Below are 24,339 nucleotides of genomic sequence, written 5' to 3' on the forward strand. Positions count from 1 at the left end.
GGAGATCACAGAATGCGTCTTAAATCACTGGTGGGAACGGCGTCCTGCCTGGCACTGATTGCATCAGGCCACGCCCTCGCGGGCACGTTTGAAAAAACCGGCAGCGGCGTCGTCGTCAAACCCGACCAGGGTGCGGCGAAGGAAGTGCGCCTGGAGGTGATGGGCGAGAATATCATCCACGTCGTCAAGCTTGATGAGCCTGGCAAGGAACTGACGCCGTCGATGATGACGGTGGCCAAACCGTGCGCCTGCCAGTTCACGGTCAGCGATGCCGGCAAGGACGTGGTCACCCTCAACGCCGGAAAAATCTCGGCCAGGGTCTCCTTGAAGACCGGGCTGGTGAAGTTCTATAACGCCAAAGGTGAAGTCTTCCTGACCCAGTCGTCCGAAAGCCTCACGCCGATCAAGGTCGATGGCAAGCCGTTCCTGGCGATCAAGCAGGGCTTCAATCCGGGCCTGAAAGACGCTTACTACGGCCTGGGCCAGCACCAGAACGCCCAGATGAACATGAACGGCGAAGACGTCCTGCTGGCGCAGCACAATATGGACGTGGCGGTGCCGTTCGTGATCTCCGATAAGAACTACGGCGTCCTGTGGGATAACAACGCGATCTCGCGCTTCGGCGATCCCAAGCCCTACGGTCCGATGAAGCGCGACCTGAAACTGGTCGACGCCAGCGGCAAGGCTGGCGGCCTGACCGCGCGCTACTACGTCGGCGGCAAACTGGCATTGACCCGCATTGAGACCGACATCGATTACAAATACCTCAAGGACGTGGCCGAAAACTGGCCGAAGGAACTCGGTCCGCTCAAGGACCTCAAAGACGTAAAGGTAGTCTGGGAAGGGACCATGAGTTCGGCCAAGGCCGGCGTGCACAAGATGCAGCTGTATTCGTCCGACTACGCCACCTTGACGCTGGACGGCAAGCAGGTGCTGGACGTGTGGCGCCAGGGCTGGAACCCTTGGTACCACAACTTCGAGGTCAAATTCGCCGCCAACAAGCCGGTGAAGCTGCACCTGGAATGGAAGCCCACCGGCGGCATGATCGGCATCACCCACAACGACCCGCTGCCGCATGCCGAGCGCCATTCGTTGACGTTTTCGTCCGAGATCGCGCAGGCGGTGAACTACTACGTCATCAACGCCGAGAACATGGACAGCGTGATCGCCGGCTACCGCCACCTGACTGGACAGGCGCCGATGATGCCCAAGTGGGCCTACGGCTTCTGGCAATCGCGCCAGCGCTACGAAACGCAGGACCAGATCCTGGGTGCGGTGCGCGAATACCGCAAGCGCGGCTGGCCGTTAGACAACATCGTGCAGGACTGGTTCTACTGGCCCGAAAACGGCTGGGGCTCGCACGACTTCGACAAGAGCCGCTTTCCCGATCCGAAAGGCATGGTCGACGAAATCCACAAGAACAATGTGCGTGTGATGCTGTCCATCTGGGGCAAGTTCTACGCCGACACCGACAACTACAAGGAATTCGCCGCCAAGGGCCACATGTGGACCAGGAACGTGGAGAACGGCGACCTTGACTGGGTCGGGCCGGGCTACAAGAACGCCCACTACGACCCGTACACGCAGGAAGCGCGCGATATCTATTATCGCCAGGTGAAAACCAAGCTCGGTGGCCTGGGTTTCGATTCGTGGTGGATGGATAACAGCGAGCCGGATGTGCTGTCGAACACCCGTCCCGAGGACTTCAAGAAGCTGATCGGGCCGACCGTGCATGGCGCCGGCGAGATCACCTACAACACCTACAGCCTGCCGCACACGCAGGCGCTGATCGAGGGCCTCAATCGCGACCAGCCCGATACGCGCCAGCTGATCCTGTCGCGCTCGGGCTTCGCCGGCATCCAGCGCAATGCGGTGGCGGTGTGGAGCGGCGATACGGTGGGGCGCTGGAACAACCTGTACGACCAGATTTCGGCCGGCGTGAATTTTTCGATGTCGGGCATTCCGAACTGGACCCACGATATCGGCGGCTACGCGCAGGAAGTGCGCTTCCAGAGCGGCGATGTCGGTTCGGCCCAGGAAAACCGCAGCACCGGCGCCGCCGTCGTCAATCCGGAAGACATGAAGGAATGGCAGGAGTTGAACCTGCGCTGGTTCCAGTTCGGCGCCTTTACGCCGCTGTTCCGCTCTCACGGCGAAGTGGTCAAGCGCGAGATCTACAACATCGCGCCCGAAGGCTCGGAGATGCAGGACTCGATGGTCTGGTACCTGAAGCTGCGCTATCGCCTGATGCCTTACATTTACGCGACCGCCTCGGATATCTACTATCACTCGGGCACCGTGATGCGCGCTCTGGTGATGGATTTTCCGAAGGATGAACAGGTCAAGGACATCAAGGACCAGTACCTGTTCGGGCGCGACCTGATGGTGGCGCCGGTGCATGTGTACGGCGCGCGCGAGCGCAGCGTGTACATGCCGAAAGGAGCAAGCTGGTACGACTTCTACACCGGCGCGCTGCACCAGGGCGGCAAGTCGGTGACGATGGCCGCGCCGGCGGCGCGCATGCCGCTGCTGGTCAAGGCCGGCGCGATTCTGCCGATAGGTCCCGTGACGCAGTATGTGGATGAAAAGCCGGACGCGCCGGTCACGCTCAACATCTACACCGGCGCCGACGGCAAATTCAGCCTGTACGAGGACGACGGCGTCACCAACGCCTACACCCGTGGCGAATTCTCACGCATCCCGCTCAGTTACGACGACAGCACCAGGACCGTGACCATCGGCGCGCGCACCGGCCAGTACAAGGGCATGGTCGCCAAGCGCCAGTTCAAGGTGCGCTTCATCAAGGCGGGCGTATCGAGTTCGGATGATTTCGACAAGGCCGACAAGGAAGTCAGCTACGACGGCAAGGCGGTCACGATCACGATGTAAGCCATCCACGCAGTAACGGCCCGCCGGCGACATCCGGCGGGCTTCTTATCGTCCATACGCCGATCCGCAACCCCGCGCCATACGCACGACGGCCTAGTCCGCCTACGCCTTTTTCCCTTCCCGTTCGCCCTTCTTGCCCATAGGCATTGCCCAGTCCTGTCCCTACACTTATTCAGTCGGCATAGGTATCCCCGAGGTCGACGCAAACCGGGGACCGCGACCAACCTACTACGCGGCGCAATTTTCGTCCGGGGATGCTCACCGTACCTTCGTACGGCTGCGCTTCTCGGACGAAACTTGCGCCGCTCGCTACGGCTGGTCGAGGTCCCCGGGCGATTGAACCCGAACCGGAGAGTGAAAACATGAAGAAGAACAGTCCAGAAACGTCCAGCCCCGCCACCACCGGCAGCCGCCGCGATTTCCTCGGCAAGAGCGCCCTGGCGGGCCTGGTGACCGCAGGCGCCACCATCGGACTGACGGGATGCAAGGAAGAGGCCGCGCCAGGCAAAGCCGCCGGACCGGCGACGCCGGCCAAACCCGCCGACAGCGGCGAACACATCAAACCCGGCCAGCTCGACACCTATTACGCCTTCATCAGCGCCGGCCACGGCGGCGAAGTGCGCGTGCTGGGCCTGCCGTCGGGCCGCACCCTGAAACGCATTCCCGTCTTCAATACCGATTGCATGGTCGGCTGGGGCATCACCAACGAATCGAAGGCCATCATCGGCACCAAGCCCGACGGCAGCCTGCAATACACCACCGGCGACACCCACCACGTGCACGGCAGCTACAAGGACGGCACCTACGACAGCCGCTGGCTGTTCGTCAACGACAAGATCAACGCGCGCCTGGCCCGCATCCGCATGGATACGATGGAGTGCGACAAGATCACCAGCCTGCCGAACGTGATGGGCTTCCACGGTATTTTCCCGGACAAGCGCGACCCGGTCGACGCGTCCATCAACTACACCACGCGCGTGTTCTGCGGCACCGAATTCCACATGCCGCTGCCGAACGACGGGCGCGACCTGGACGATCCGACCAAGTGGGGCTGCCTGTTCACCTGCGTCGACGCGGCCAGCATGGAAGTGCGCTGGCAGTGCCGCATCGACGGCAACATGGAGCTGGTCGCATCGTCCTACGACGGCAAGCTGGCCGCCGCCACCCAGTACAACACCGAAGGCGGCGCCGACCTGGCCGGCATGATGTCGGCCGAACGCGACGCCTGCATCTTCTTCAACGTGGCGCGCATCGAGCAAGCCATCAAGGATGGCAAGGCGAGCACCATCGGCGCATCCAAGGTGCCGGTGGTGGACGGCCGCAAGGCCGCCAGCGACAACCCCGCCACCGCGCTGACCTGCTACGTGCCGGTCGGCAAGAACCCGCACGGCGTCAACGCCAGCCCGGACGGCAAGTATTTCGTGTGCGCCGGCAAATTGTCGCCGACCGCCACCGTGATCGAACTGAGCAAAGTACTCGGCTGGTTCGGCGGCGAAGTCAAGCTGCCGCGCGATTGCGTGGTGGCCGAGCCCGAACTGGGCCTGGGACCCTTGCACACCGCCTTCGACGGCAAGGGCAATGCCTTTACCTCGCTGTTTCTCGATAGCGCCGTGGTCAAGTGGAACGTGGACGCGTCGATTGCCCAGTTCAAGGGCGACAAGACGGCCAAGGTGGTGCTCGACCGTATCGACGTGCATTACCAGCCGGGCCACGGCTACGCCTCCATGGGCGAAACCAAGGAAGCGGACGGCAAGTATTTCAACTCGGGGAACAAGTTCTCGAAAGACCGCTTCCTGCCGGTCGGGCCGCTGCACTGCGAAACCGAGCAGCTGATCGACATCAGCGGCGCCAAGATGAGCCTGATGGCCGACCATACCGCGTACCCGGAACCGCACGACGGCATCATCGTGCGCCGCGATGTGGTCAAGACGCGCCAGATCCACACCATGACCGACTTCCCGAATGCAGTCACGCCGGAAACGGCTGGCATCGAGCGCAAGGGCAACAAGGTGCAGGTACGGATGATGTCGCAGGCGCCATCGTTCAGCTTGCCGATCATTAAAGTCAAGGTGGGCGACGAGGTCACGCTCACGCTGACCAACTACGACAAGGTGGAAGACTTGACCCACGGTTGCGCGATTCCTACGCATAACATCAACTTTATCGTCAATCCGCAGGAAACCAAGTCGGTGACCTTCAAGACCGACAAAGCCGGTGCGTACTGGATCTATTGCACCCACTTCTGCCACGCGCTGCACCTGGAAATGCGCAGCCGCCTGCTGGTCGAAGCGTAAGAAAGGCGACCGATGCGCGCCCTGGCCATTCTCCCGCGCCTGTTTGCCGCGGTGTTGCTGACGTTGCTGACCTTGCTGGCGGCAGGGGCTGCGCGCGCCTCGGTTTACTCGGCCGAATTGTCCGAGCAACTGCTGCATGGTCCCGACCTGTGCGCCGAGGCGCCTTGCCGCGACGTCATGCCGCAGGCGCAGAAGTTTTCTGTGCGCAAGGGCCAGCCGAGCTATGTCGAGGCCATCGCGGTCGCGCCGGACAAGAGCGAGCGCGTGGTCGGCTATGTGTTCCTGTCGACCGACGTGGTCGACATTCCCGCGTATTCCGGCAAGCCGATCATTACCCTGATCGGCATGGATACGCGCGGCATCATCACCGGGGTGCGCGTGCTCAAGCACTCCGAACCCATTCTGCTGGCGGGGATCGACGAATCCACGCTGCTCAAATTTATCCATCAGTACATTGGCAAGTCCGGCGACGCCAAGCTCGAAATCGGCCATGGCGACGAAGCGGGCGGCACGGTGGGGCTGGATGCGATCAGCGGCGCCACCGTCACCGTCATCGCCGAAAACCAGGTCATCTCGCGCAGCGCCTACGAGATCGGGCGCCAGGTCGGCATTTTCAAGGGCGAAGTGCGGCCGCCGCCGCGCTACACCCCGTTAGATGAGCGCCTGAGCTGGCAGCAATTGCTGGACGAAGGCAGCGTGATGCGCTTCCCCTTGCAGCGCAAGGACGTGGGACTGACGGGCGACGCCACCTACATCGACATGTATTTCGGCCACCTGAACGTGCCCACGGTCGGCATCAGCCTGCTGGGCGAGCCGGTGTACCGGCGCCTGATGGCCGACCTCAAGCCGGACGAGCAAGCCATTTTCATCATCGCCAACGGTGAAGCCTCGTTCAAGGGATCGGGATTCGTGCGCGGCGGCATCTACGACCGCATCCAGGTGCGCCAGGACCCGCAAAGTTTCACCTTCCGCGATACCGATTACCTGAACCTGTACGGCGTGCACGCGCCCGGTGCACCGGCGTTCACCGAGTCGGCCGTGTTCATCGTGCGCTCGGCCAACTTCAATCCGGCCTGGCCGTGGCAGCTGACTTTTCTTGCCAACAAGGCGGATCCGCAGAGCGGCGCCAAGACCTTCGTCCACTTCAACGCCCCATACTGGCTGCCTGCGCGCTACCTGGAAGGCGGGCGTCCGCACATCGTCCAGCCCGAGGCGAGCTGGCGTGCCATCTGGAAAAGCAAGATGGTCCAGATCGGACTGTTCCTGCTGGTGCTGGCCTTTACCGCAGTCATGTATTCGCAGCGCGACAGGCTGGTGCGCGCCTCCAGACGCAAGCACAAGCCCTGGATTTCGCGGCCGCGCCATGTGCTGTGGCTGGTCAGCGTGGTGTTCCTCGGCTTCTACCTCAAGGCCCAGCCCAGCATCACCCAGGTGTTGACATGGTTCCATTCCTTGCTGCATCAGTGGAAATGGGAACTGTTCCTGTCCGACCCCTTCATTTTCCTGTTCTGGTGGTTCATTATCGCCAGCGTGCTGGTGTGGGGCAGGGGGGTGTTCTGTGGATGGCTGTGCCCGTTCGGCTCCTTGCAGCAACTGGCGCTGAGCCTTGGCAAGGCGGTCGGACTGGCGCGCTTCCAGAAGCTGTTGCCGAAACCGCTGCACGACAAGCTCAAGTGGATCAAGTACGCGATCTTCGCGATTCTGCTGGGAGTGTCGTTCTATTCCATGGAAATGGCCGAGCAACTGGCCGAGGTGGAACCGTTCAAGACCACCTTCATCGTTGGCGTGTGGAACCGCACCTGGCCGTTCTGGGTGTTCATCGGGGCGATCCTGGGCTGGTCGTTCCTGAGCGAGCGGCCGTATTGCAAGTACCTGTGCCCGCTTGGCGCCGGGCTGGCCATTCCCGGCAAGTTCCGCCTGTTCGGACTCAAGCGCAAGGCTGAATGCCAGACCTGCCACGCCTGCGCCGCCGGCTGCGGCTCGCATGCGATCGACAGCGCCGGCCGCATCGACCAGATGGAATGCATGCTCTGTCTCGACTGCATGATCCTGTACTACGACGACCACGCCTGCCCGCCGCTGGTCAAGGAACGCAAGCTGCGCGAAAAGAATGGCGATGCGCTCACGCCGATCAATGCGGCCGGCTACTTCATCTCGCTCGATTCGGTGCGCGGTGCGCTCAAGGCCAGGGCGGCGTCGCACGAGGACAAGCCGTGATGATGCGCGCCGCCTTCGGTTTGCTGCTGGCCCTGTGCGCCGGCAGCGCCTGCGCCGCCGTGCTGCAAGTGCGCGCGGGCGAGTCGATCGGCGCCGCCGTGCGGGCGGCGGCGGCGGGCGATACCATTCTGATCGCGCGCGGCCTCTACAACGAGCGCCTGCTGATCGACAAGCCGCTGACCCTGCGCGGCCAGGAGCGTCCCACCATCAGCGCCCAGAACAGCGGCGACGTGATCCGGGTCGCCAGCAGCGATGTCACCATCGACGGCCTGATCCTGCGCGACAGCGGCGCCGATCTCGACCGCCAGAACGCGGGCGTGCACGTGCTGCCGGGTTCCGACCGCTTGGTCCTGCGCAACTGCGTGCTCAGCTACACCCTGTTCGGCGTCTTTCTGGATAAATCGGACCATTCCACGCTGAGCGGCAACACCATCACCGGCAAGCGCGACCTGCAATCGGCCGCGCGCGGCAACGGCATCCAGGTCTACAACAGCGCCCATGTGGACGTGATCGACAACAACATCAGCTACGCGCGCGACGGCATCTACGTCGACCTCTCGCGTCACGCCCTGTTCCGTGGCAACAAGATCCACCACCTGCGCTACGGCACCCACTACATGAACACCAACCACAGCACCTGGGAAAACAACGAGTCCTACCAGAACCGGGGCGGACTGGCGCTGATGGAAGTGCGCAACCTGGTGGTGCGCAACAACGTGGCCTGGGGCAACGAGGACCACGGCATCATGCTGCGCACCATCCAGGATTCCGTGATCGAAAACAATGTCGTGGCGGCCAACGGGCGCGGTTTTTTCATCTACGACGCCGAGTACAACGTGCTGCGCAACAACGTGGTCATCAACAACCGCACCGGCGTGCACCTGTCGGCCGGATCGTCGAACAACGCGGTCGATGGCAACGACTTCATCGGCAACGAAGAGGCGGTCAAGTTCGTGGCCGCGCGCGATGTGGCATGGGGCCGCACGCGCGGCAATTACTGGAGCGGCTACAACGGCTGGGACCAGGGCGGCGACGGCGCCGGCGACGTGCCCTACGAAGCGAACGACCTGGTCGACCGCCTCAACTGGCAATACCCGCTGGTCAAGCTGCTCCTCTCCAGTCCGTCGGTGAGCACCTTGCGCTTCGTGGCGCGCCAGTTTCCCGTGCTGCGCGCGCCCAGCGTGGTCGACAAGCATCCGCGCATGCGGCCAAATAATCTTGAATGGCAACGTTGGAATGACAAACATGTCCATTGAACTTGAGGCCGTGAGCAAATCCTTCGGCCCGGTCGAGGCGATCCGGAATGTCTCGCTGACCATCGGCCAGGGCGAGATGTTCGGCCTGATCGGCCACAACGGCGCCGGCAAGAGCACTCTGTTCAAGCTGATGCTCGGCCTGCTGCCGGCCAGCGCCGGCGCGGTGCGCATGAACGGCGTGGCAACCTCCAGCGCGCAGTTTCGCCAGGTGCGGCGCCGCATCGGCTATCTGCCGGAGAGTTTTGTCAGCTACGACAACCTGACCGGCCTGGAAGTGCTGCACCTGTTCGCCGACCTCAAGCGGGTTGCGCGCGCCGAATGCGGCCGGGTGCTGCGCCGGGTCGGCCTGGCCGACGCTTGCGGGCGCCGCCTGCACACGTATTCGAAAGGCATGCGCCAGCGGCTCGGCTTTGCGCAAGTGCTGCTGGGCGACCCGGAACTGATCTTCCTCGACGAACCGACCAACGGGCTCGACCCGGAAGGCATCGCCGATTTCTACAGCATCCTGCGCGAGGCGCAGGGGCGCGGCGCCACCATCGTGATCACCTCGCACATCCTGGCCGAAATCCAGGACCGGGTCGACCGCCTGGTCATTCTCGACGCCGGCAAGGTGGCCGCGCTCGGCACCCTGGCCGAGCTGCGCGCGCGCCAGGTGCTGCCCTCGCACATCGAGGCGCGGCTGCTGCCCGGCTGCGGCGACCGGGCCGGGCCGGCGCTGGCGCACCTGGCCGGGCTGACCATCATCGTCGATGGCGACTGCGCCAGCATCGCCTGCGCCGCCGCGCTCAAGGCGCCGGTACTGGCCGCGCTGGCCCCGATGCTGCTTGATGTGACTATCCGCGAACCGTCGCTGGAAGACCTGTTTCTCGGTTACGGAGGCCAGCATGCACGCGCGCATTGAGTGGGGCCAGGTGCGCGTGATCGCCGCCAAGGAATTCCGCGACCGCATCCGCAACCGCTGGGTGGTGGCCGTGGCCGTCATCTTCGCCCTGTTCGCGCTGGCGATCGCCTACTTCGGCGCGTCGCAGCAGGGCGAGGTGGGCTTTCGCAGCATCGACGTCACGGTGGCCAGCCTGGTCAGCCTGGTGATCTACCTGGTGCCGCTGATCGCACTCATTCTCGGTTACGACGCCATCGTCGGCGAGCGCGAGCGCGGGTCGCTGGAACTGATGCTGTCGATGCCGATCACCCGCTTCGAGATTTTGCTGGGTAAGTATTGCGGCTTGTCCGCCGCGCTGGCCAGCTCCACCGTGCTCGGTTTTGGCGCCGGCCTGCTGCCGCTGGCGGCCGAACTGACCGTGCGCGACGGCTACCACTACGCCGGTTTCGTGGGTAGCGCGATTTTGATGGGCATGGCCTTCCTGAGCATCTCGATGCTGGTGTCGGTGCTCGCGCTCGACCGCGTGCGCGCCAGCGGGGTGGCGATCGGCCTGTGGTTCTTTTTCGTGCTGATTTTCGACTTGCTGCTGATGGGTGCGCTGGTGCTCAGCCAGGGCAGCCTGGGCAGCAACACCTTCGCGGCGCTGCTGATGCTCAATCCGGCCGACGTGTTCCGGCTGCTCAATATTTTCAGTTCGGAACAGGCGCAGAGCCTGTACGGACTGGCCACCGTCATGCCGGGCGGCTTGCTTGAGCCGGCCGCGCTGCTGGCGATCATGGCCGCGTGGGTCGTGCTTCCCTTCTTACTTGCCAACTGGAGTTTCAAATGTCCCTCAAGATGAGCCGCCTGCTGGCGGCGCTGGCCACCGCCGGCCTGCTGGCCGCGTGCAGCGAGCCGGCCCTGACCGCCACCGCCCAGGAGCCTGGCGCGGACACCGCCTGCGCGCTGGACGGCATGGTGCTGCTCGACTTTCCCGGACCCAAGGCGCAGATCCATTACGCCGAAGGCAAGGCCGATCATTATTGCGACCTGATGGAACTGTTCACGGTCCTGCTCGCGCCCGAGCACAAGCGCCGCATCGCCGGCGCCTTCGTGCAGGACATGGGCAAGACGGCGTGGGACAAGCCGAGCGGCGCCTGGATCGCGGCCAAGGAGGCGCTGTATGTGGTCGGCAGCAAGAAGCAGGGCTCGATGGGGCCGACCTTCGGATCTTTCTCGGATCCCGCCCAGGCGGCCGCCTTCGCCAAAGCCGAGGGCGGCAAGGTGTTGCCCTACAGCCAGATCACGGCGTCCATGCTCGACACCGGCCATGCCGGCGGCGACATGCGCCATTGACCGTCCGTTTTTTAACGACTGGAACTACATCATGAAAACTACGACTTTGCTTTCCCTGCTGATGGTTGCGGCGCTGGCCGCGTGCGGCGACAAGGCGCCTGCGCCCGATACCGCCGCGACGGCCGTCGCCCCGGCACCGGCCGTCGCTCCCGCTCCCGCTCCCGCTCCCGCTCCCGCGCCTGCTGCGGCGACTGCGCCGGCCCCCGCCGCTCCCAGCGCAGACGTGCTGGCCGCCGGCGAAAAGATCTACACCGCCTCGTGCGCTTCGTGCCACGCCGCGGCGGTCATGGGCGCGCCGAAACTGGGCGACAAGCCCTCCTGGACGCCGCGCATCGCCAAGGGCATCGACGTGCTGTACACCAACGCCACGAATGGCCTGAACATGATGCCGGCGCGCGGCGGCAACGCCGCCCTCAAGGATGAGGAAATCAAGTCGGTGGTCGATTTCATGGTCAGCAAGGCGCACTGATCGCCCCGGGCGGCGCTGCCGCCCTGTCACGGAGAGCGCCATGCGCACCTTTCAACGATTGTTGTTCCTGGCGGCGCTGTGCCTGCTGGGACTGGCCGCCTGCCAGCGCGCCGGCACCGTGCACCGCACGCGCGGCCACGTGTTCGGTACAAAGGTCGAGATCAGCATCTACGGCGGCTCGCCCGAGCGCGCGGCCGCGCTCAGCGGCGAGGTACTCAACGAATTCGACCGCCTGCATCACAAGTACCATTCGTGGCAGCCGAGCATGCTCACCTCGCTCAACGACGCCATCGCGCGCGGCGAGCCCTTCGCCGCCGACGCCGAAATGGTCGGCCTGCTGCAATCGGCGACTGTGCTGGCCGAGCGTTCCGGCAACCTGTTCAACCCGGCCATCGGGCGCCTGATCCGTCTGTGGGGCTTCCAGAGCAGCGACATCGCGCCCCAGGCGCCGCCGGCGGCCGAGATCCGGCGCTGGCTCGACGCGCGTCCGCGCATGGCGCACCTGCGCTACCAGGGCAACACGGTGTCGAGCACCAACAAGGCGGTCATGATCGACCTGGGCGGCTACGCCAAGGGCTACGCGCTCGACCGCGCCGCGCTGATCTTGCGCCGCGGCGGGGTCGAGGCGGCGCTGGTGAATGTGGGCGGCAACCTGATCGCCATCGGCCAGCCGGGCGGGCGGCCATGGCGGGTCGGCATCAAGGACCCGCGCGCGGCCGGCGCCGTGGCCCAGGTGGAACTGCGCGACAACGAAGCCATGGGCACCAGCGGCGACTACCAGCGCTATTTCATGAAAGACGGCAAGCGCCACCCGCACATCATCGACCCGCGCAGCGGCTATCCGATCGACCTGGTGGCCTCGGTCACCATCATCACGGCGGGCGGGACGGACGCCGGACTGCGTTCGGACGGCAACTCGAAACCGATGTTCATCACCGGCCCGGCCGGCTGGCAAGCGATGGCCGCGCGGATGGGCCTGTCCGAGGTGATGCTGATCGACGCCCAGGGCCGGGTGCATGCCACGGCGGCGATGCGGGCGCGGCAGGGCAGGGTGACGCCCGAATAGTTTCCGTGCGGGAATCAAAATATCGCAAAAATGACTTACGGCTACAATAGCGATTCGACAACATGCGGCTGCATCAGCCCAGTTGATTCCACTATCACCACCGGAGAAACAACTTGCGTAATCACTTAATCAAAATTTCAATGCTGTGCGCCGCGGTACTGATGGCAGGTTGCGAAACCACCGGCACCAAGCAGGCCGACCCGAACGCGGTGGAAGCGCCGTCGCCGAAGAATCCTGATTTTGCCGGCGAGATGTCCAAGTTCGACGCCCAGTTCCCGAACGCCAAGGCGACCAAGTACGAAAACGAATCGATCGCCTTCAACAACGAGCGCAAGCTCGATCAAAAAGGCAATTGCCACGGCAAGTCGAAATATCCGGTCACGATCGTGCTGGTGCTCGACGCCGAAGGCAAGGTCACCAAAACCATGACCGATGTCGAGAACGCCAAGGCAGCGTGCTTCCGCAGCGCGTACACCGGCGTGCAGTTCCCGCGTCCGCCGATGGCGCCGTACCGCAAGGCGATTCTGCTGAAGTAAGCGCGTTTTCTCCCGCAGCGCAGCACGCCCCGGCGCACAGGGTGCAATTTTGCTGTCTGCCTCGGTAGCGCTGGCGTCGGGAGTGCGGTGGGAAGTCTGTCCGCAGGGAACGGCTGGCTAGTACGGTTTTGATGTATATCAAAGAATGGGAAAAACGTTCCGTCCTATGATGGGCCATGCCGGGACGGCGCAGCCGCCGCGCCCGCCGCCGCATCCATCAAACCGAGGAGCAGCATGGCTTCCCCCGACAACGCCCACTTGCTGGCAATCAATGCCGGCACGTCCAGCATCAAGTTCGCCCTGTTTCAGTCCACCCCGGCACGCGAGCTGCTGTTCCGCGGGGCGCTCAGCGATATCGGCACCAGCGCCAGCGTCTTTGCCGTCAAGGGCGGCGCGCGCGACAGCTTCGAGCGCCGCTTCGCCATTCCCGATCACGTCACCGCGGCCAATGTCCTGGTCGAATGGCTGCTCGGGCGCCTGCCCCCGGCGGCGCTGCGAGCGATCGCTCACCGGGTGGTCTGCGGCGGACCCGACCCAACGGCCACGCGCGCGCTCGACGCGGCCACGCTGGCCGGCCTGTACGCGGCCACGTCGAGCGAATCGGGCCATCTGCCGCAGGAACTGCACCTGATCGAGCGATTGCGCCGCCATTATCCGGACAGCGCGCACATTGCCTGTTTCGACAGTGACTTTCACGCGAGCATGCCGGCGGTGGCCGCCACCTTGCCGATTCCGCGCCGCTACCAGGCACTTGGCATGAAGCGCCACGGCTTCCACGGCCTGTCCTGTGCCTGGCTGATGGGCGAACTGGCGCGCGTGGCCGGAGCGCAGGCGGCGGCCGGCAAGGTGCTCATCGCCCATCTTGGCGGCGGGGCGAGCGTGACCGCCGTCGAGAACGGACTGAGCCGCGATACCAGCATGGGGCTCACGCCGGCCGGCGGCATGATGATGGGCAAACGCGCGGGCGATCTCGATCCCGGGCTGGCCTGGCAGCTGGCCCGCACCGAGCAGATGAGTCCCGCAAGCTTCAACCACATGGTCAATCACCAGTCCGGCCTGCTCGGCATTTCCGGCACCAGCGCCGACCTGCGCGTGCTGCTCGCCAGCGCCGCGCACGACAGCCGCGCCGCCGAAGCGGTCGCCATGTTCTGCTACCAGGCGCGCAAGACCATCTGCGCGATGGCGGGCGCCATCGATGGCGTGGACACCCTCATTTTCGCCGGCGCGGTCGGCGAGCACGCGGCCGAGGTGCGCGCGCGCGTGTGCGCCGGCCTGTCGCATCTGGGCGTGGCGCTCGACGCCGGCGCCAACGAGGCCGGCGCGGCGCTCATCTCGGCCGCGTCGGGCAGGGTGAGCGTGCGCGTCATGCGCACCGACGAAGAAGCGATGCTGGCCGATGAAGCGTGCGCCTGGCTGGGCGCCGCCGCCGGGCGCGGGGAGGCTGGCCATGACTGACATCGGCGCCGCCACCCGCGCGGCCACCCTGGACGGCGTCGACGCCTGGTGGCGGGCTGCCAATTACCTGTCGGCCGGACAGATCTACCTGCTCGACAATCCCCTGCTGCGGGTGCCGCTGGCGCCGGCCCACCTCAAGCCGCGCCTGCTCGGGCACTGGGGCACCACGCCCGGCCTGAACTTCATCTATGCGCACCTGAACCGCGCCATCCTGGCGCACGACCTGTCGGTGCTGTATGTCGCCGGTCCCGGCCACGGCGGCCCCGGCCTGGTGGCCAACGCCTGGCTGGAAGGCACCTACAGCGAAGTCTATCCGGCCATCGCCCAGGATGCCGAAGGCATGCGCCGGCTGTTCAAGCAGTTTTCCTTCCCTGGCGGCATTCCCAGCCATGCGGCGCCCGAGACACCGGGCTCGATCCACGAGGGGGGCGAACTGGGGTATTCGCTGGCGCACGCCTTCGGCGCCGCCTTCGATAATCCGGACCTGGTCGTCGCTTGCGTGGTCGGCGACGGCGAAGCCGAAACCGGGCCGCTGGCGACCAGCTGGCACGCCAACAAGTTCCTCAACCCGGTGCATGACGGCGCGGTGCTGCCGATCCTGCACCTGAACGGCTACAAGATCGCCGGTCCGACCGTGCTGGCGCGCATACCGCGCGCCGAGCTGGCCGCGCTCATGACCGGCTACGGCTACGAGCCTTTCTTCGTCGAGGGCGACGATCCACCCGCCATGCACCGCCTGATGGCGGACACGCTCGATACGGTGTTCGCGCGCATTCGCGCCATCCGGCACGAGGCGCGCACGCACGGCTTCGGCGCTCGCCCGCGCTGGCCCATGATCGTGCTGCGCTCGCCCAAGGGCTGGACCGGCCCGCGCCAGGTCGACGGCAAGCCGAGCGAGGGCAGCTGGCGTTCGCACCAGGTGCCGATCGCCGACATGGCGCGCCCCGGGCATCTGGCGCTGCTCGAACAATGGCTGCAAAGCTACGCGCCGGCCGCGCTGTTCGACGCCGCCGGCGCGCCGCGCCCGGCGCTGCGCGCGCTGGCGCCGGCCGGCACGCGCCGCATGAGCGCCAACCCGTGCGCCAACGGCGGCGCGCTGCTGCGCGACCTGGTGCTGCCCGATCCGGCGCGCTTCGCCCTGAGCCTGGCCGGCCCGGGCGCGCTGCGCGCCGAGTCGACCCGGGTGCAGGGACAGTACCTGCGCGAGGTGATGCGCGCAAACATGCACAATTTCCGCCTGTTCAGTCCCGACGAAACCACTTCCAACCGCTGGGATGCGGTGCTGGAGGCGAGCCCGCGCTGTTCGGTGGCCGAGATCGTTCCGGGCGACGAGTACATCGCACCCGACGGGCGCGTGATGGAAATGCTGAGCGAACACCAGTGCCAGGGCTGGCTCGAGGGTTATCTGCTGAGCGGGCGGCACGGCATGTTTTCCTGCTACGAAGCCTTCATCCACATCGTCGATTCGATGCTCAACCAGCACGCCAAGTGGCTCAAGGCGGCCAACGGCATCGCCTGGCGCCGGCCGGTCGCCTCGCTCAATTACCTGCTCTCGTCGCACGTCTGGCGCCAGGACCACAACGGTGCCAGCCACCAGGATCCCGGCTTCATCGACCATGTCGTCAACAAGAAAGCCGAGATCGTGCGGGTGTATCTGCCGCCCGACGCCAATACCTTGCTGGCCGTGACCGATCATTGCCTGCGCAGCCGCAACCTGATCAATGTGATCGTGGCCGGCAAGCATCCGGCCGAGCAATGGCTCGCCATGGACGCCGCCATCGCGCATTGCCGGCGCGGCATCGGGGTGTGGGAGTGGGCCGGCAGCGCCGGCGCCGGGGAACCGGACGCGGTGCTGGCCTGCGCCGGCGACGTTCCCACGCTCGAGGCGCTGGCGGCGGCGCAACTGCTGTACCAGCATTTCCCGGCGCTCAGGCTGCGCGTGATCAATGTCGTCGACCTGATGACCCTGCAGCCGCCGCACGCCCATCCGCACGGCTTGCCGGACCCGGAGTTCGACGCGCTGTTCAGCGCCGACAAGCCGGTCGTGTTCGCCTATCACGGCTATCCGGCGCTGATCCACCGGCTCACCTACCGCCGCACCAATCACGCCAACCTGCATGTGCACGGATTCCGCGAGGAGGGCAGCACCACTACCCCGTTCGACATGACGGTGCTCAACGGGCTCGACCGCTTCCACCTGTTCGGCGCCATCGTCGAGCGGGTGGCGGCGCTGGCGCCGGCGCGCGCGGCGGCGCGCCGTTTCGTGGCCGAGCGGCTCGACGCGCACCGGCGCCATATCGAGCAATACGGCATCGACCTGCCGGAGATCCTGGACTGGCGCTGGACCGGCGCCGGCGCCGGGCCGGATGGCGCCGCACGCACGCCATGACGGCATGCCGGCGCGGACTCCCAGGGCAGTTCGTCCGGGGCGGGGCCGGCATCGGTTTTCATGCCATCGGTCATGAGCCACATGCCCAGTAAAAACAGGCCGATGCCGCCGATGAGTGTGCGCCATGCGCGCCCGCACCACAACCCAGGGAGTCCACGATGACATTGCCCGCCGATAAACAGTGGCACGCCATGTCCACGGCCGCGGTTCTTGAGGAATTACACGCCGGCCCGGCCGGGCTGGGCATCGAAGAGGCGGCGCGCAGGCAAGCGCGGTGCGGGCCGAACCGCATGCCTGCCCCCGCCAGGCCAGGCCGCTTGATGGTGTTCCTGCGCCAGTTCAACAACGCCCTGATCTATGTGCTGATCGCCTGCGCCGCGATCACCGCCTTGCTGCAGCACTGGATCGACAGCGCTGTCATCGTCGCGGTGGTGCTGGTCAACGCGGTCATCGGCTTCGCCCAGGAAGGCAAGACCGAAAAGGCGATGGACGCGATCCGCCGGATGCTCGCGCCGGTGGCGACCGTGCTGCGCGGCGGCGAGCGCATGAGCGTGCCCGGGGACGCGCTGGTCGCCGGCGACATCGTGCTGGTGGAAGCGGGCGACAAGGTGCCCGCCGACCTGCGCCTGCTCACGGCCCACGGCGTGTCGGTGCAGGAAGCGGTCCTGACGGGCGAATCGGCGACGGTCGACAAGCAGTGCGGCCCGGTGGCCGCCGGCGCGGCTCTGGGCGAGCGCAGCTGCATGCTGTTTTCCGGCACTATCGTCGCCACCGGCCAGGGCCACGGGGTGGTGGTGGCCACCGGGACGGCCACCCAGATCGGCCATATCGGCGGCATGCTCGGCGCGGTCGAGCAGCCGGCCACGCCCCTCGTGGAACAGATGAGCGTGCTCTCCAGGTGGCTGACCGCCCTGATCCTGCTGGTCGCCAGCTTGCTGCTGTTGTACGGCTATGTCGTCGGCGGCCAGGCTTTCGGCGAGATTTTCATGGTGGTGGTGGGCTTGTCGGTGGCGGCCATTCCCGAGGGTTTGCCGGCCGTGATGACGATTACCCTGGCGCTCGGAGTGCAGTCGATGGCGCGCCGCAACGCCATCGTGCGGCGCCTGCCGGCCATCGAAGCGATCGGCTCGGTCTCGGTCATTTGCACCGACAAGACCGGCACCCTGACGCGCAACGAGATGGTGGTGGCCACGGTCGTCACGGACCGGCACGTGCTGACCGTGGACGGCGACGGCTACGCGCCGGCGGGCGTGTTGCGGCTCGATACGGCGCAGGTCGACGCCGCCGAGTATGCCGTCCTCGATGAACTGGCCATGGCCGCGGCGCTGTGCAACGACGCCGAACTGGCTTGCCGCGACGATGCCTGGACGGTGGAAGGGGACCCGATGGAAGGGGCCTTGCTGGCGTTCGCGGGCAAGCTCGGGGTCGAGGGGCGCGCCGCGCGGCGCGCCTGGCGCCGTACCGATGCGATCGCCTTCGATGCCAGGCACCGCTTCATGGCGACCCTGCAGCATGATCACGCGCAGCACGCCTCGGTGTACGTGAAAGGCGCACCGGAGCGCATTCTCGGGATGTGCCGCGCCCAGCGCGCAGCCGGCGGCGCCAGCGAGGCGCTGGACCGGGCCTACTGGGAAGGCCGGGCCGAGGCGATTGCCGGGTGCGGACAACGGGTGCTGGCATTTGCCGCGCTGGCCGTAGCGGACGACAAGACGGTGCTCGCGCATGCCGATGTCGAGGGCGCGCTCACCATGCTCGGGATGGTCGGGATGATCGATCCGCCGCGCCCCGAAGCGGTCGCCGCGATCGCGCAATGCCACCTGGCCGGCATCGCCGTGAAAATGATCACGGGCGACCATGCGAAAACCGCGGCTGCCATCGGCAGGCAAGTGGGGCTGGTGCATCACAGCGCGGTGCTCACCGGCGCCGACCTCGATCGCATGGACGACGCCGCGCTGCGCGGCGCGGTCCTGGCCTGCGATATTTTTGCGCGCACCAGTCCGGAACATAAACTGCGCCTGGTGATGGCGCTGCAGGCGCAAGGCATGAGCGTGGCCATGACCGGCGACGGGGTCAACGACGCACCCGCGCTCAAGCGCGCCGACGCCGGCATCGCGATGGGACGCAAAGGCAGCGAGGCGGCCAAGGAAGCGGCCCAGCTGGTGCTGGCCGACGATAACTTCGCCTCCATCGTGGCGGCGGTGCGGGAAGGGCGGACCGTCTACGACAATATCAAGAAAGTCATCAGCTGGACCCTGCCGACCAACGCCGGCGAGGCCGCCACCATCGTCGTCGCGCTCCTGTTCGGCATGACACTGCCGGTGACGCCGATCCAGATCCTGTGGGTCAACCTGATCACCGCCTCCACGCTCGGGGTCGCGCTGGCATTCGAGCCGACCGAGGAAAACACCATGCGCCGGCCCCCGCGCCGGCGCAGCGAGTCGCTCATCGGAGCGGCGCTGGCATGGCACATCGTGCTCGTCGCGCTGCTGTTCCTGGCGGGGGTGTTCAGTATCTTCAGCTACGCGCTCGCGCGCGGCTATCCGATCGAACTGGCCCGTACCATGGCGCTCAACACCCTGGTGGTGATGGAGATTTTCCACCTCTTCTTCATTCGCAACATTTACGGAACCTCGCTGACCTGGAAGGCCCTGCGCGGCACCAGGGCGGTGTGGATCACGATCGCCATCGTCACCGTGGCGCAGTTCGGCATTACCTATCTGGCGCCCATGCAAGCGCTGTTCGGAACGCGCGCCATCGGCGTGGCCGACGGCGTGCTCATTGTCGGCGTGGGCATCGCCCTGTTTGCCATCGTCGAAATCGAGAAGCAGATCCGCCTGCGCTTGTAGGGCGGCCGGGGTGCGCAGGCGCGGCAGGCGGCCGCGCGCCGCTGTTCAATGCGCCATCCACAACGGTATCGGCGACGAGCGCAGTGCCGTGCGGCTCACGCCGCCGAGCACGAATTCGCGCAATCGCGAGTGGCCGAAGGCGCCCATGACAATCAGGTCGGAACCTTTTTCGGCCGCGAACGACAACAGCGCCTCGCCGTCGTCGCCACCGCCGTGGACGGTGCTCAGGTCGACCTTGATCCCGTGCCGCGCCAGGTAGAGCGCGATGTCGGCGCCGGGCTGTTCGCCTCGCAGGTCTTGCTGGTCGTTCTTGCCGACCACGACCAGGTCCACTTGCGCCGCACCCTGCAGCAGGGCGAGCGCGCCGCTGATGGCGCGCACCGCCTCCACGCTGCCGTTCCATGCCACGGTCACGCGTTTTCCGATCGCGCCGCCGGCGCCGGCGGCCGGCAGCACCAGCACCGGCCGGGCGCAGTTGAGCAGGACGTACTCGGTGTAATCGGGACGCATGAAGAGGACCGCGTCGCCGGCCGTCGGCGCGCTGATGACCACCAGGTCGGCGTACCTGGCCTGCAGGCATAGGCCGTCTCCGGTCTCCTCGTCGACCAGCCGCCGCTCCGGCGAAGCCACCCCCAGCTGGCGCGCGCGGCTGTCGAACAGGTCCAGCGAACGCTCGGCGCTGTCACGGATCTCGTCGATCGGGAACGCGACCGGTGGCATGGCCGCGCCCATGGCGCTGAGGGGATACATCAACGCCGACAGTCCGGTCGGCGCAAGGCCCACCAGATGGGCGTCGTTGGCGAGGGCGAAGCGCGCGGCGAACTCCACGCGCGCGGCCGAGCGGGCATTGCCATCGACATGGACCAGAATGGTTTTGTACATCGTCAGCTCCTTGGAAAGTGAATAGGTCACTCGATCGAATTTACGCCCTGCCATCGGAATTGCCACTTGATGTGCATCAAGCCGCACGCCATTCGCAGCGATGACGCGCACAATACCGGCGCCGCCGTGCCGAACCGGCATGCCGGACAGCGGTCGTATACGATGAAGGCGCAGCCCGATGCGCGCCTGCTTGAATGTTTGCAACTAACAATGGAAGGAATCAAGATGACCGAAGCGCTCTCGCTCAAGGGGAAAAAAGGCCTGGTCGTTGGTATTGCGAACGAGCACAGCATCGCGTAGGGCTGCGCGCGCGCGTTCCACGCGGCCGGGGCCGAACTGGCCGTCACCTGGTTTAACGACAAGGCGCGTCCGTACGTCGAGCCGCTGGCGCGGGAAGTGGACGCCGGCATCGTGCTGGCACTGGATGTGGAGCAGCCTGGCCAGCTCGAGGCGGTGTTCGACGCCATCGGCGCGCGCTGGGGGCGCCTCGATTTCCTGCTGCACTCGATCGCCTTCGCGCCCAAAAGCGACCTGCACGGCCGCGTAGTCGACAGCTCGCGCGAGGGCTTCGCGCGCGCCATGGATATCTCGTGCCACTCGTTTGCGCGCATGGCGCGGCTGGCCCAGCCGCTGATGAAGGAGGGGGGCAGCCTGATGACGATGAGTTATGTGGGCGCGGAAGAGGTCATTTCCGACTATGGCCTGATGGGGCCGGTAAAGGCGGCGCTGGAGGCCAGCGTGCGCTACCTCGCTGCCGAACTGGGCCCCGGGGGCATCCGGGTCAACGCCGTCTCCCCAGGCCCGCTGGCCACCCGCGCGGCCTCGGGCATACCGCATTTCGACGCGCTGCTTGCGCAGGCGGCGCAGCGTGCGCCGATGCGGCGCCTGGTCGACATCGCCGACGTCGGCGCGTTGTGCGCGTTCCTGGCCGGCGACGGGTCCAGCGCGATGACGGGCAACACGCTGTACGTCGATGCCGGCTACCATATCCTCGGCTGAGCAAGGCGGCCGGACGCGGGTCGTCATACATTCATCTCCTGCGCGGGACGGGAAATCGGGGCGCCTGACTTTGTTGTTGATCCGTACCGCTAAGATACAATGGCCAATTGGCAATTGCGGCATCGCTGCGCTTGTTCACTACCGGCACACACATTGGGGAATGACGATGGAACAACTATGGGCGCGCATCGAGCGCCGTCTGGCCGAACTCGGCTGCCTGGACAAGATGGCCTTGCGTCCGGGAGCGGACCCGCAAGCCATTGCGCAGCTTGAGCGGCATCTCGGCGTCGTCTTGCCCGATCCGGTGAAACGCTTTCTCGCCATTCACGATGGGCAAGATGGTACCGGGCTGGTTGACGGCTATACGCTGCTGTCCATCGCCGGCATTCAACAGCAGTGGGATGGCTGGCGTGAGCTCGACGAAGAGGCGATGAACGCCGACTGCGCCGATTCGATGGGGTCGGAGCCCGCCGGGACCATCAAACCCATGTACACCAATCCCGCCTGGATTGCGCTGACCCATGATTATGGTGGCAATCACGTCGGTCTCGATCTTGATCCCGATCTGCTCGGGCAGCCGGGGCAAGTCATCGCCTTCGGCCGGGATGAGGATGTCAAGCGCCTGCTGGCGAACAGCTTCCCGGAATATATGGACATCTATGTCGCCTGGCTCGAACGCGCGCGATGGAATGGTCAATATCTTGACGTAAAAGAGTGAGCCGGAGGCCGCATGCGCAACTGGCGTGGGATTGACGGCGTGCGGCGGGCTGCGATGATCGGGAACGGACGATGAAGCTACTTCTTGCCGGTGCAAGCGGCTTGGTCGGCGGGCATGTGCTGCGGCTGGCGCTGGACGATGCGCGCGTTGCGTCCGTTGTGGCGCCAACGCGGCGGGCATTGGCGCCGCATCCCAAACTGTCGGCGCCGATGGCCGATTTTGCCCATCTGCCGCCGGACGCGCCCTGGTGGCGCGCCGACGCCGTCATCTGCACGCTCGGCACCACCATGAAGCAGGCCGGAAGCGAGGATGCGTTCCGGCGCGTCGACTACGACTATCCGCTGGCCGTGGCGCGCCTGGCTGCCGGGGCGGGCACGCGCACATATGTGTTGAATTCGGCGATCGGCGCGGACCCGTCGTCGCGCTTCTTCTACAACCGGGTCAAAGGGGAGCTGGAGCGCGAACTGGCCAGCCTCGGCTTCGCCTCGCTGACCTGCGCGCGTCCGGGCCTGATCGGCGGCGCGCGCGAGACGGTGCGTGCGGGCGAGTGGCTGATGATGCACTCGCTGGCGCTGTTCGGCCCCGTGCTGCCGCGCCGCTGCCGCCTCAATCCGGCGGCGGCGATTGCCGCGGCCTTGCTGGAAGCGGCCGTCAGTGCCACGCCAGGTGTGCATGTGCTGGGGTCCGAGCAACTGCTGTGAGGCGTAACAAGAGGGCGGGGCGGGAGCTCCGCTGTCATGTCCCCGACAACATCGCCAGCCTGCGCTGTTCGGCGGCGATCATCGCCGTGGAACCTTCCACCATGCGCGCGATCCAACTATCCAGTGCCGCATCCGATTGCAGCAAACCGGGATGAATGCCGTCGATCACGTCGCGCATCATCAGGGGCTGGATCGCCATGCCCAGAATCGTAAACGCCAGGCGTGATACATCCTCGTGCGCATCGCTGGCGCCGATGTGGCTGCGCAGCACGCCGATCAGCGCCTGGTGGCTGTCGCGGATCACGGGGGCGATCTTGTCGCGGCACACGGGCGTCGGCGCGATCAGTTCGTGCAGGCACAGGCGCACGGCAAAGCCGGCCGTGCGGCCTTTGCGCAAGGGAGCCAGGAGGGATGAAAACAAATCGTGCAGCAGGGTGCCGATGGACTGGCCGGGCGCGGTCAATGCCGACACGTCCAGCCTTGATGCGAACACCAGCTGGTCGAGCGCGGCGCAGTACAGGCCTTCCTTGCTGTCGAAGTAGTAGCTGATCGAGGCGATGTTCACGCGCGCCGCCTGCGCTATGGCGCGGGTGGAGGTGTTGGCGTAGCCGCGCTCGCCGAACAGCTTGAGCGCGACCAGCAGCAGGCGCTTGCGCGTGTGCGAGCCGGTGGCGTGCGTCTGGTGCAAGCGCGTGTTGGCGGCGGGCGCCGGGCGCTGCCGCAGGCTGGCGGCGTCAAGGTGTTCCATGATCCCCATCGGCCGCGCCCAGCGCGCGCAGCGAAAACGCGGTCACATGGCGCGCGATGGTGCGGATGCCGGCTTCGTCGTACACCATCTCGGGCGCCAGCAGTTCATTGACCGGCCGCGAATGGTCGTAATACAACAACTGACCGAGGATGCTGAACAGATTGTTGCGGATCTCGATATCGCGCGTGCCCGGCGGCGCGAGTTCGCGCACCAGTTCGAGCATCACCACCTGCAGCGGCAGGATCAGGGTGTCGACGATGTGGCGCAGGGCGGGCGTTGGCGCCACGAGTTCCCAGCTGATCAGCCTGGAAATGAGCGAGTGCGGACCGGCGGTCATCATGTCGACCATCAGGCGCTCGATCAGGTCGCCCAGGCGGCGCGCTGCGGGAACCGACTGGTCGCGTGCCGGCACCGTCAGCTCGTCCATTTCCTCGGCGCCGCCTTCGCGGTCGATGATCGCCACGTACAGCCCGTCCTTGCTCCCAAAGTAATAGTTGACCATCGCCAGGTTGGCGCCGGCACGCTCGCAGATCTTGCGCACCGACGTCGCCTTGAAGCCGCTCTCGGCAAAGCACTCGGTGGCCGCAGTGATAATGCGATTGCGGACATCGTTGTCGTCAGCTTTCATGTTTCAGGGCACTCCTGGTTTTTTCGAATTA

General features: G+C 65.9%; 18 protein-coding genes and 1 pseudogene. 16 read left to right on the top strand and 3 right to left on the bottom strand.

Features of this window, described 5'->3' with window-relative positions:
* Positions 1 to 12 precede the first annotated feature (12 nt).
* The 13 genes from F2P45_RS17370 (at position 13) to F2P45_RS17430 (ending at position 19,632) form a co-directional block, all read left to right on the top strand.
* Complete coding sequence (locus F2P45_RS17370) at positions 13 to 2,889, top strand: TIM-barrel domain-containing protein (protein WP_166877681.1); 2,877 nt, start codon at positions 13 to 15, stop codon at positions 2,887 to 2,889.
* Positions 2,890 to 3,251: 362 nt separating this feature from the next.
* On the top strand, positions 3,252 to 5,183 hold the full coding sequence (gene nosZ, locus F2P45_RS17375) for a TAT-dependent nitrous-oxide reductase (RefSeq protein WP_166877683.1): 1,932 nt from the start codon (positions 3,252 to 3,254) through the stop codon (positions 5,181 to 5,183).
* Between the two features lie 12 nt (positions 5,184 to 5,195).
* Complete coding sequence (locus F2P45_RS17380; RefSeq protein WP_166877686.1) at positions 5,196 to 7,400, top strand: 4Fe-4S binding protein; 2,205 nt, start codon at positions 5,196 to 5,198, stop codon at positions 7,398 to 7,400.
* A 2-nt stretch (positions 7,401 to 7,402) separates the two neighbouring features.
* Positions 7,403 to 8,656, top strand: a complete 1,254-nt coding sequence (locus F2P45_RS17385) for a nitrous oxide reductase family maturation protein NosD (protein WP_166877736.1) — start codon at positions 7,403 to 7,405, stop codon at positions 8,654 to 8,656.
* Entirely contained in the window at positions 8,646 to 9,557 is a 912-nt protein-coding gene (locus F2P45_RS17390) for an ABC transporter ATP-binding protein (RefSeq protein ID WP_223164769.1), read from the top strand. Before F2P45_RS17385 ends, F2P45_RS17390 begins: the two co-directional genes overlap by 11 nt.
* Entirely contained in the window at positions 9,541 to 10,377 is an 837-nt protein-coding gene (locus tag F2P45_RS17395) for an ABC transporter permease (protein WP_188130171.1), read from the top strand. The genes F2P45_RS17390 and F2P45_RS17395 overlap by 17 nt, the downstream gene beginning before the upstream one ends.
* Positions 10,362 to 10,871: a nitrous oxide reductase accessory protein NosL gene (locus tag F2P45_RS17400; RefSeq protein WP_166877691.1), complete on the top strand. Its 510-nt coding sequence runs from the start codon at positions 10,362 to 10,364 to the stop codon at positions 10,869 to 10,871. The genes F2P45_RS17395 and F2P45_RS17400 overlap by 16 nt, the downstream gene beginning before the upstream one ends.
* 31 nt (positions 10,872 to 10,902) lie before the next feature.
* Positions 10,903 to 11,340 carry a c-type cytochrome gene (locus F2P45_RS17405; protein ID WP_166877693.1) on the top strand — a complete coding sequence of 146 codons (438 nt, stop codon included), beginning with the start codon at positions 10,903 to 10,905 and terminating at the stop codon, positions 11,338 to 11,340.
* 40 nt (positions 11,341 to 11,380) lie between these two features.
* A complete protein-coding gene (locus tag F2P45_RS17410) occupies positions 11,381 to 12,406 on the top strand; it encodes an FAD:protein FMN transferase (protein WP_166877696.1) in 1,026 nt (341 codons plus the stop codon).
* Between the two features lie 161 nt (positions 12,407 to 12,567).
* Positions 12,568 to 12,942 (top strand): hypothetical protein, encoded by a 375-nt coding sequence (locus tag F2P45_RS17415; RefSeq protein WP_229505133.1) that lies wholly within the window; start codon positions 12,568 to 12,570, stop codon positions 12,940 to 12,942.
* 234 nt (positions 12,943 to 13,176) lie between these two features.
* Entirely contained in the window at positions 13,177 to 14,397 is a 1,221-nt protein-coding gene (locus F2P45_RS17420; protein ID WP_166877699.1) for an acetate/propionate family kinase, read from the top strand.
* The gene (locus tag F2P45_RS17425) at positions 14,390 to 16,786 is read left to right on the top strand and encodes a phosphoketolase family protein (protein ID WP_166877702.1); all 2,397 of its coding nucleotides are present in this window, start codon (positions 14,390 to 14,392) and stop codon (positions 16,784 to 16,786) included. Before F2P45_RS17420 ends, F2P45_RS17425 begins: the two co-directional genes overlap by 8 nt.
* Positions 16,787 to 16,944: 158 nt before the next feature.
* Positions 16,945 to 19,632 (top strand): HAD-IC family P-type ATPase, encoded by a 2,688-nt coding sequence (locus F2P45_RS17430; protein ID WP_166877705.1) that lies wholly within the window; start codon positions 16,945 to 16,947, stop codon positions 19,630 to 19,632.
* A gap of 45 nt (positions 19,633 to 19,677) precedes the next feature.
* Here the strand turns inward: F2P45_RS17430 and F2P45_RS17435 are convergent, their stop codons facing one another.
* Positions 19,678 to 20,514, bottom strand: coding sequence for a universal stress protein (locus F2P45_RS17435; RefSeq protein ID WP_166877707.1), 837 nt, complete (start codon positions 20,512 to 20,514; stop codon positions 19,678 to 19,680).
* A gap of 225 nt (positions 20,515 to 20,739) precedes the next feature.
* Between F2P45_RS17435 and fabI the strand changes: the two are divergent.
* The 3 genes and pseudogenes from fabI (at position 20,740) to F2P45_RS17450 (ending at position 22,932) form a co-directional block, all read left to right on the top strand.
* Positions 20,740 to 21,513 (top strand): annotated as a pseudogene (gene fabI, locus F2P45_RS17440) (enoyl-ACP reductase FabI).
* Positions 21,514 to 21,679: 166 nt separating this feature from the next.
* A complete protein-coding gene (locus tag F2P45_RS17445; RefSeq protein WP_166877710.1) occupies positions 21,680 to 22,231 on the top strand; it encodes an SMI1/KNR4 family protein in 552 nt (183 codons plus the stop codon).
* Between the two features lie 71 nt (positions 22,232 to 22,302).
* On the top strand, positions 22,303 to 22,932 hold the full coding sequence (locus F2P45_RS17450) for a Rossmann-fold NAD(P)-binding domain-containing protein (protein WP_166877713.1): 630 nt from the start codon (positions 22,303 to 22,305) through the stop codon (positions 22,930 to 22,932).
* Positions 22,933 to 22,966: 34 nt separating this feature from the next.
* On the opposite strand, the gene F2P45_RS17455 is transcribed toward F2P45_RS17450, so the two are convergent.
* Both F2P45_RS17455 and F2P45_RS17460 read right to left on the bottom strand, forming a co-directional pair.
* On the bottom strand, positions 22,967 to 23,680 hold the full coding sequence (locus F2P45_RS17455; RefSeq protein ID WP_166877715.1) for a TetR/AcrR family transcriptional regulator: 714 nt from the start codon (positions 23,678 to 23,680) through the stop codon (positions 22,967 to 22,969).
* Positions 23,667 to 24,308: a CerR family C-terminal domain-containing protein gene (locus F2P45_RS17460; RefSeq protein WP_166877718.1), complete on the bottom strand. Its 642-nt coding sequence runs from the start codon at positions 24,306 to 24,308 to the stop codon at positions 23,667 to 23,669. The genes F2P45_RS17455 and F2P45_RS17460 overlap by 14 nt, the downstream gene beginning before the upstream one ends.
* Between the last annotated feature and the right edge of the window lie 31 nt (positions 24,309 to 24,339).

The organism is Massilia mucilaginosa (assembly GCF_011682145.1).
Lineage (GTDB): Bacteria > Pseudomonadota > Gammaproteobacteria > Burkholderiales > Burkholderiaceae_D > Telluria_A > Telluria_A mucilaginosa.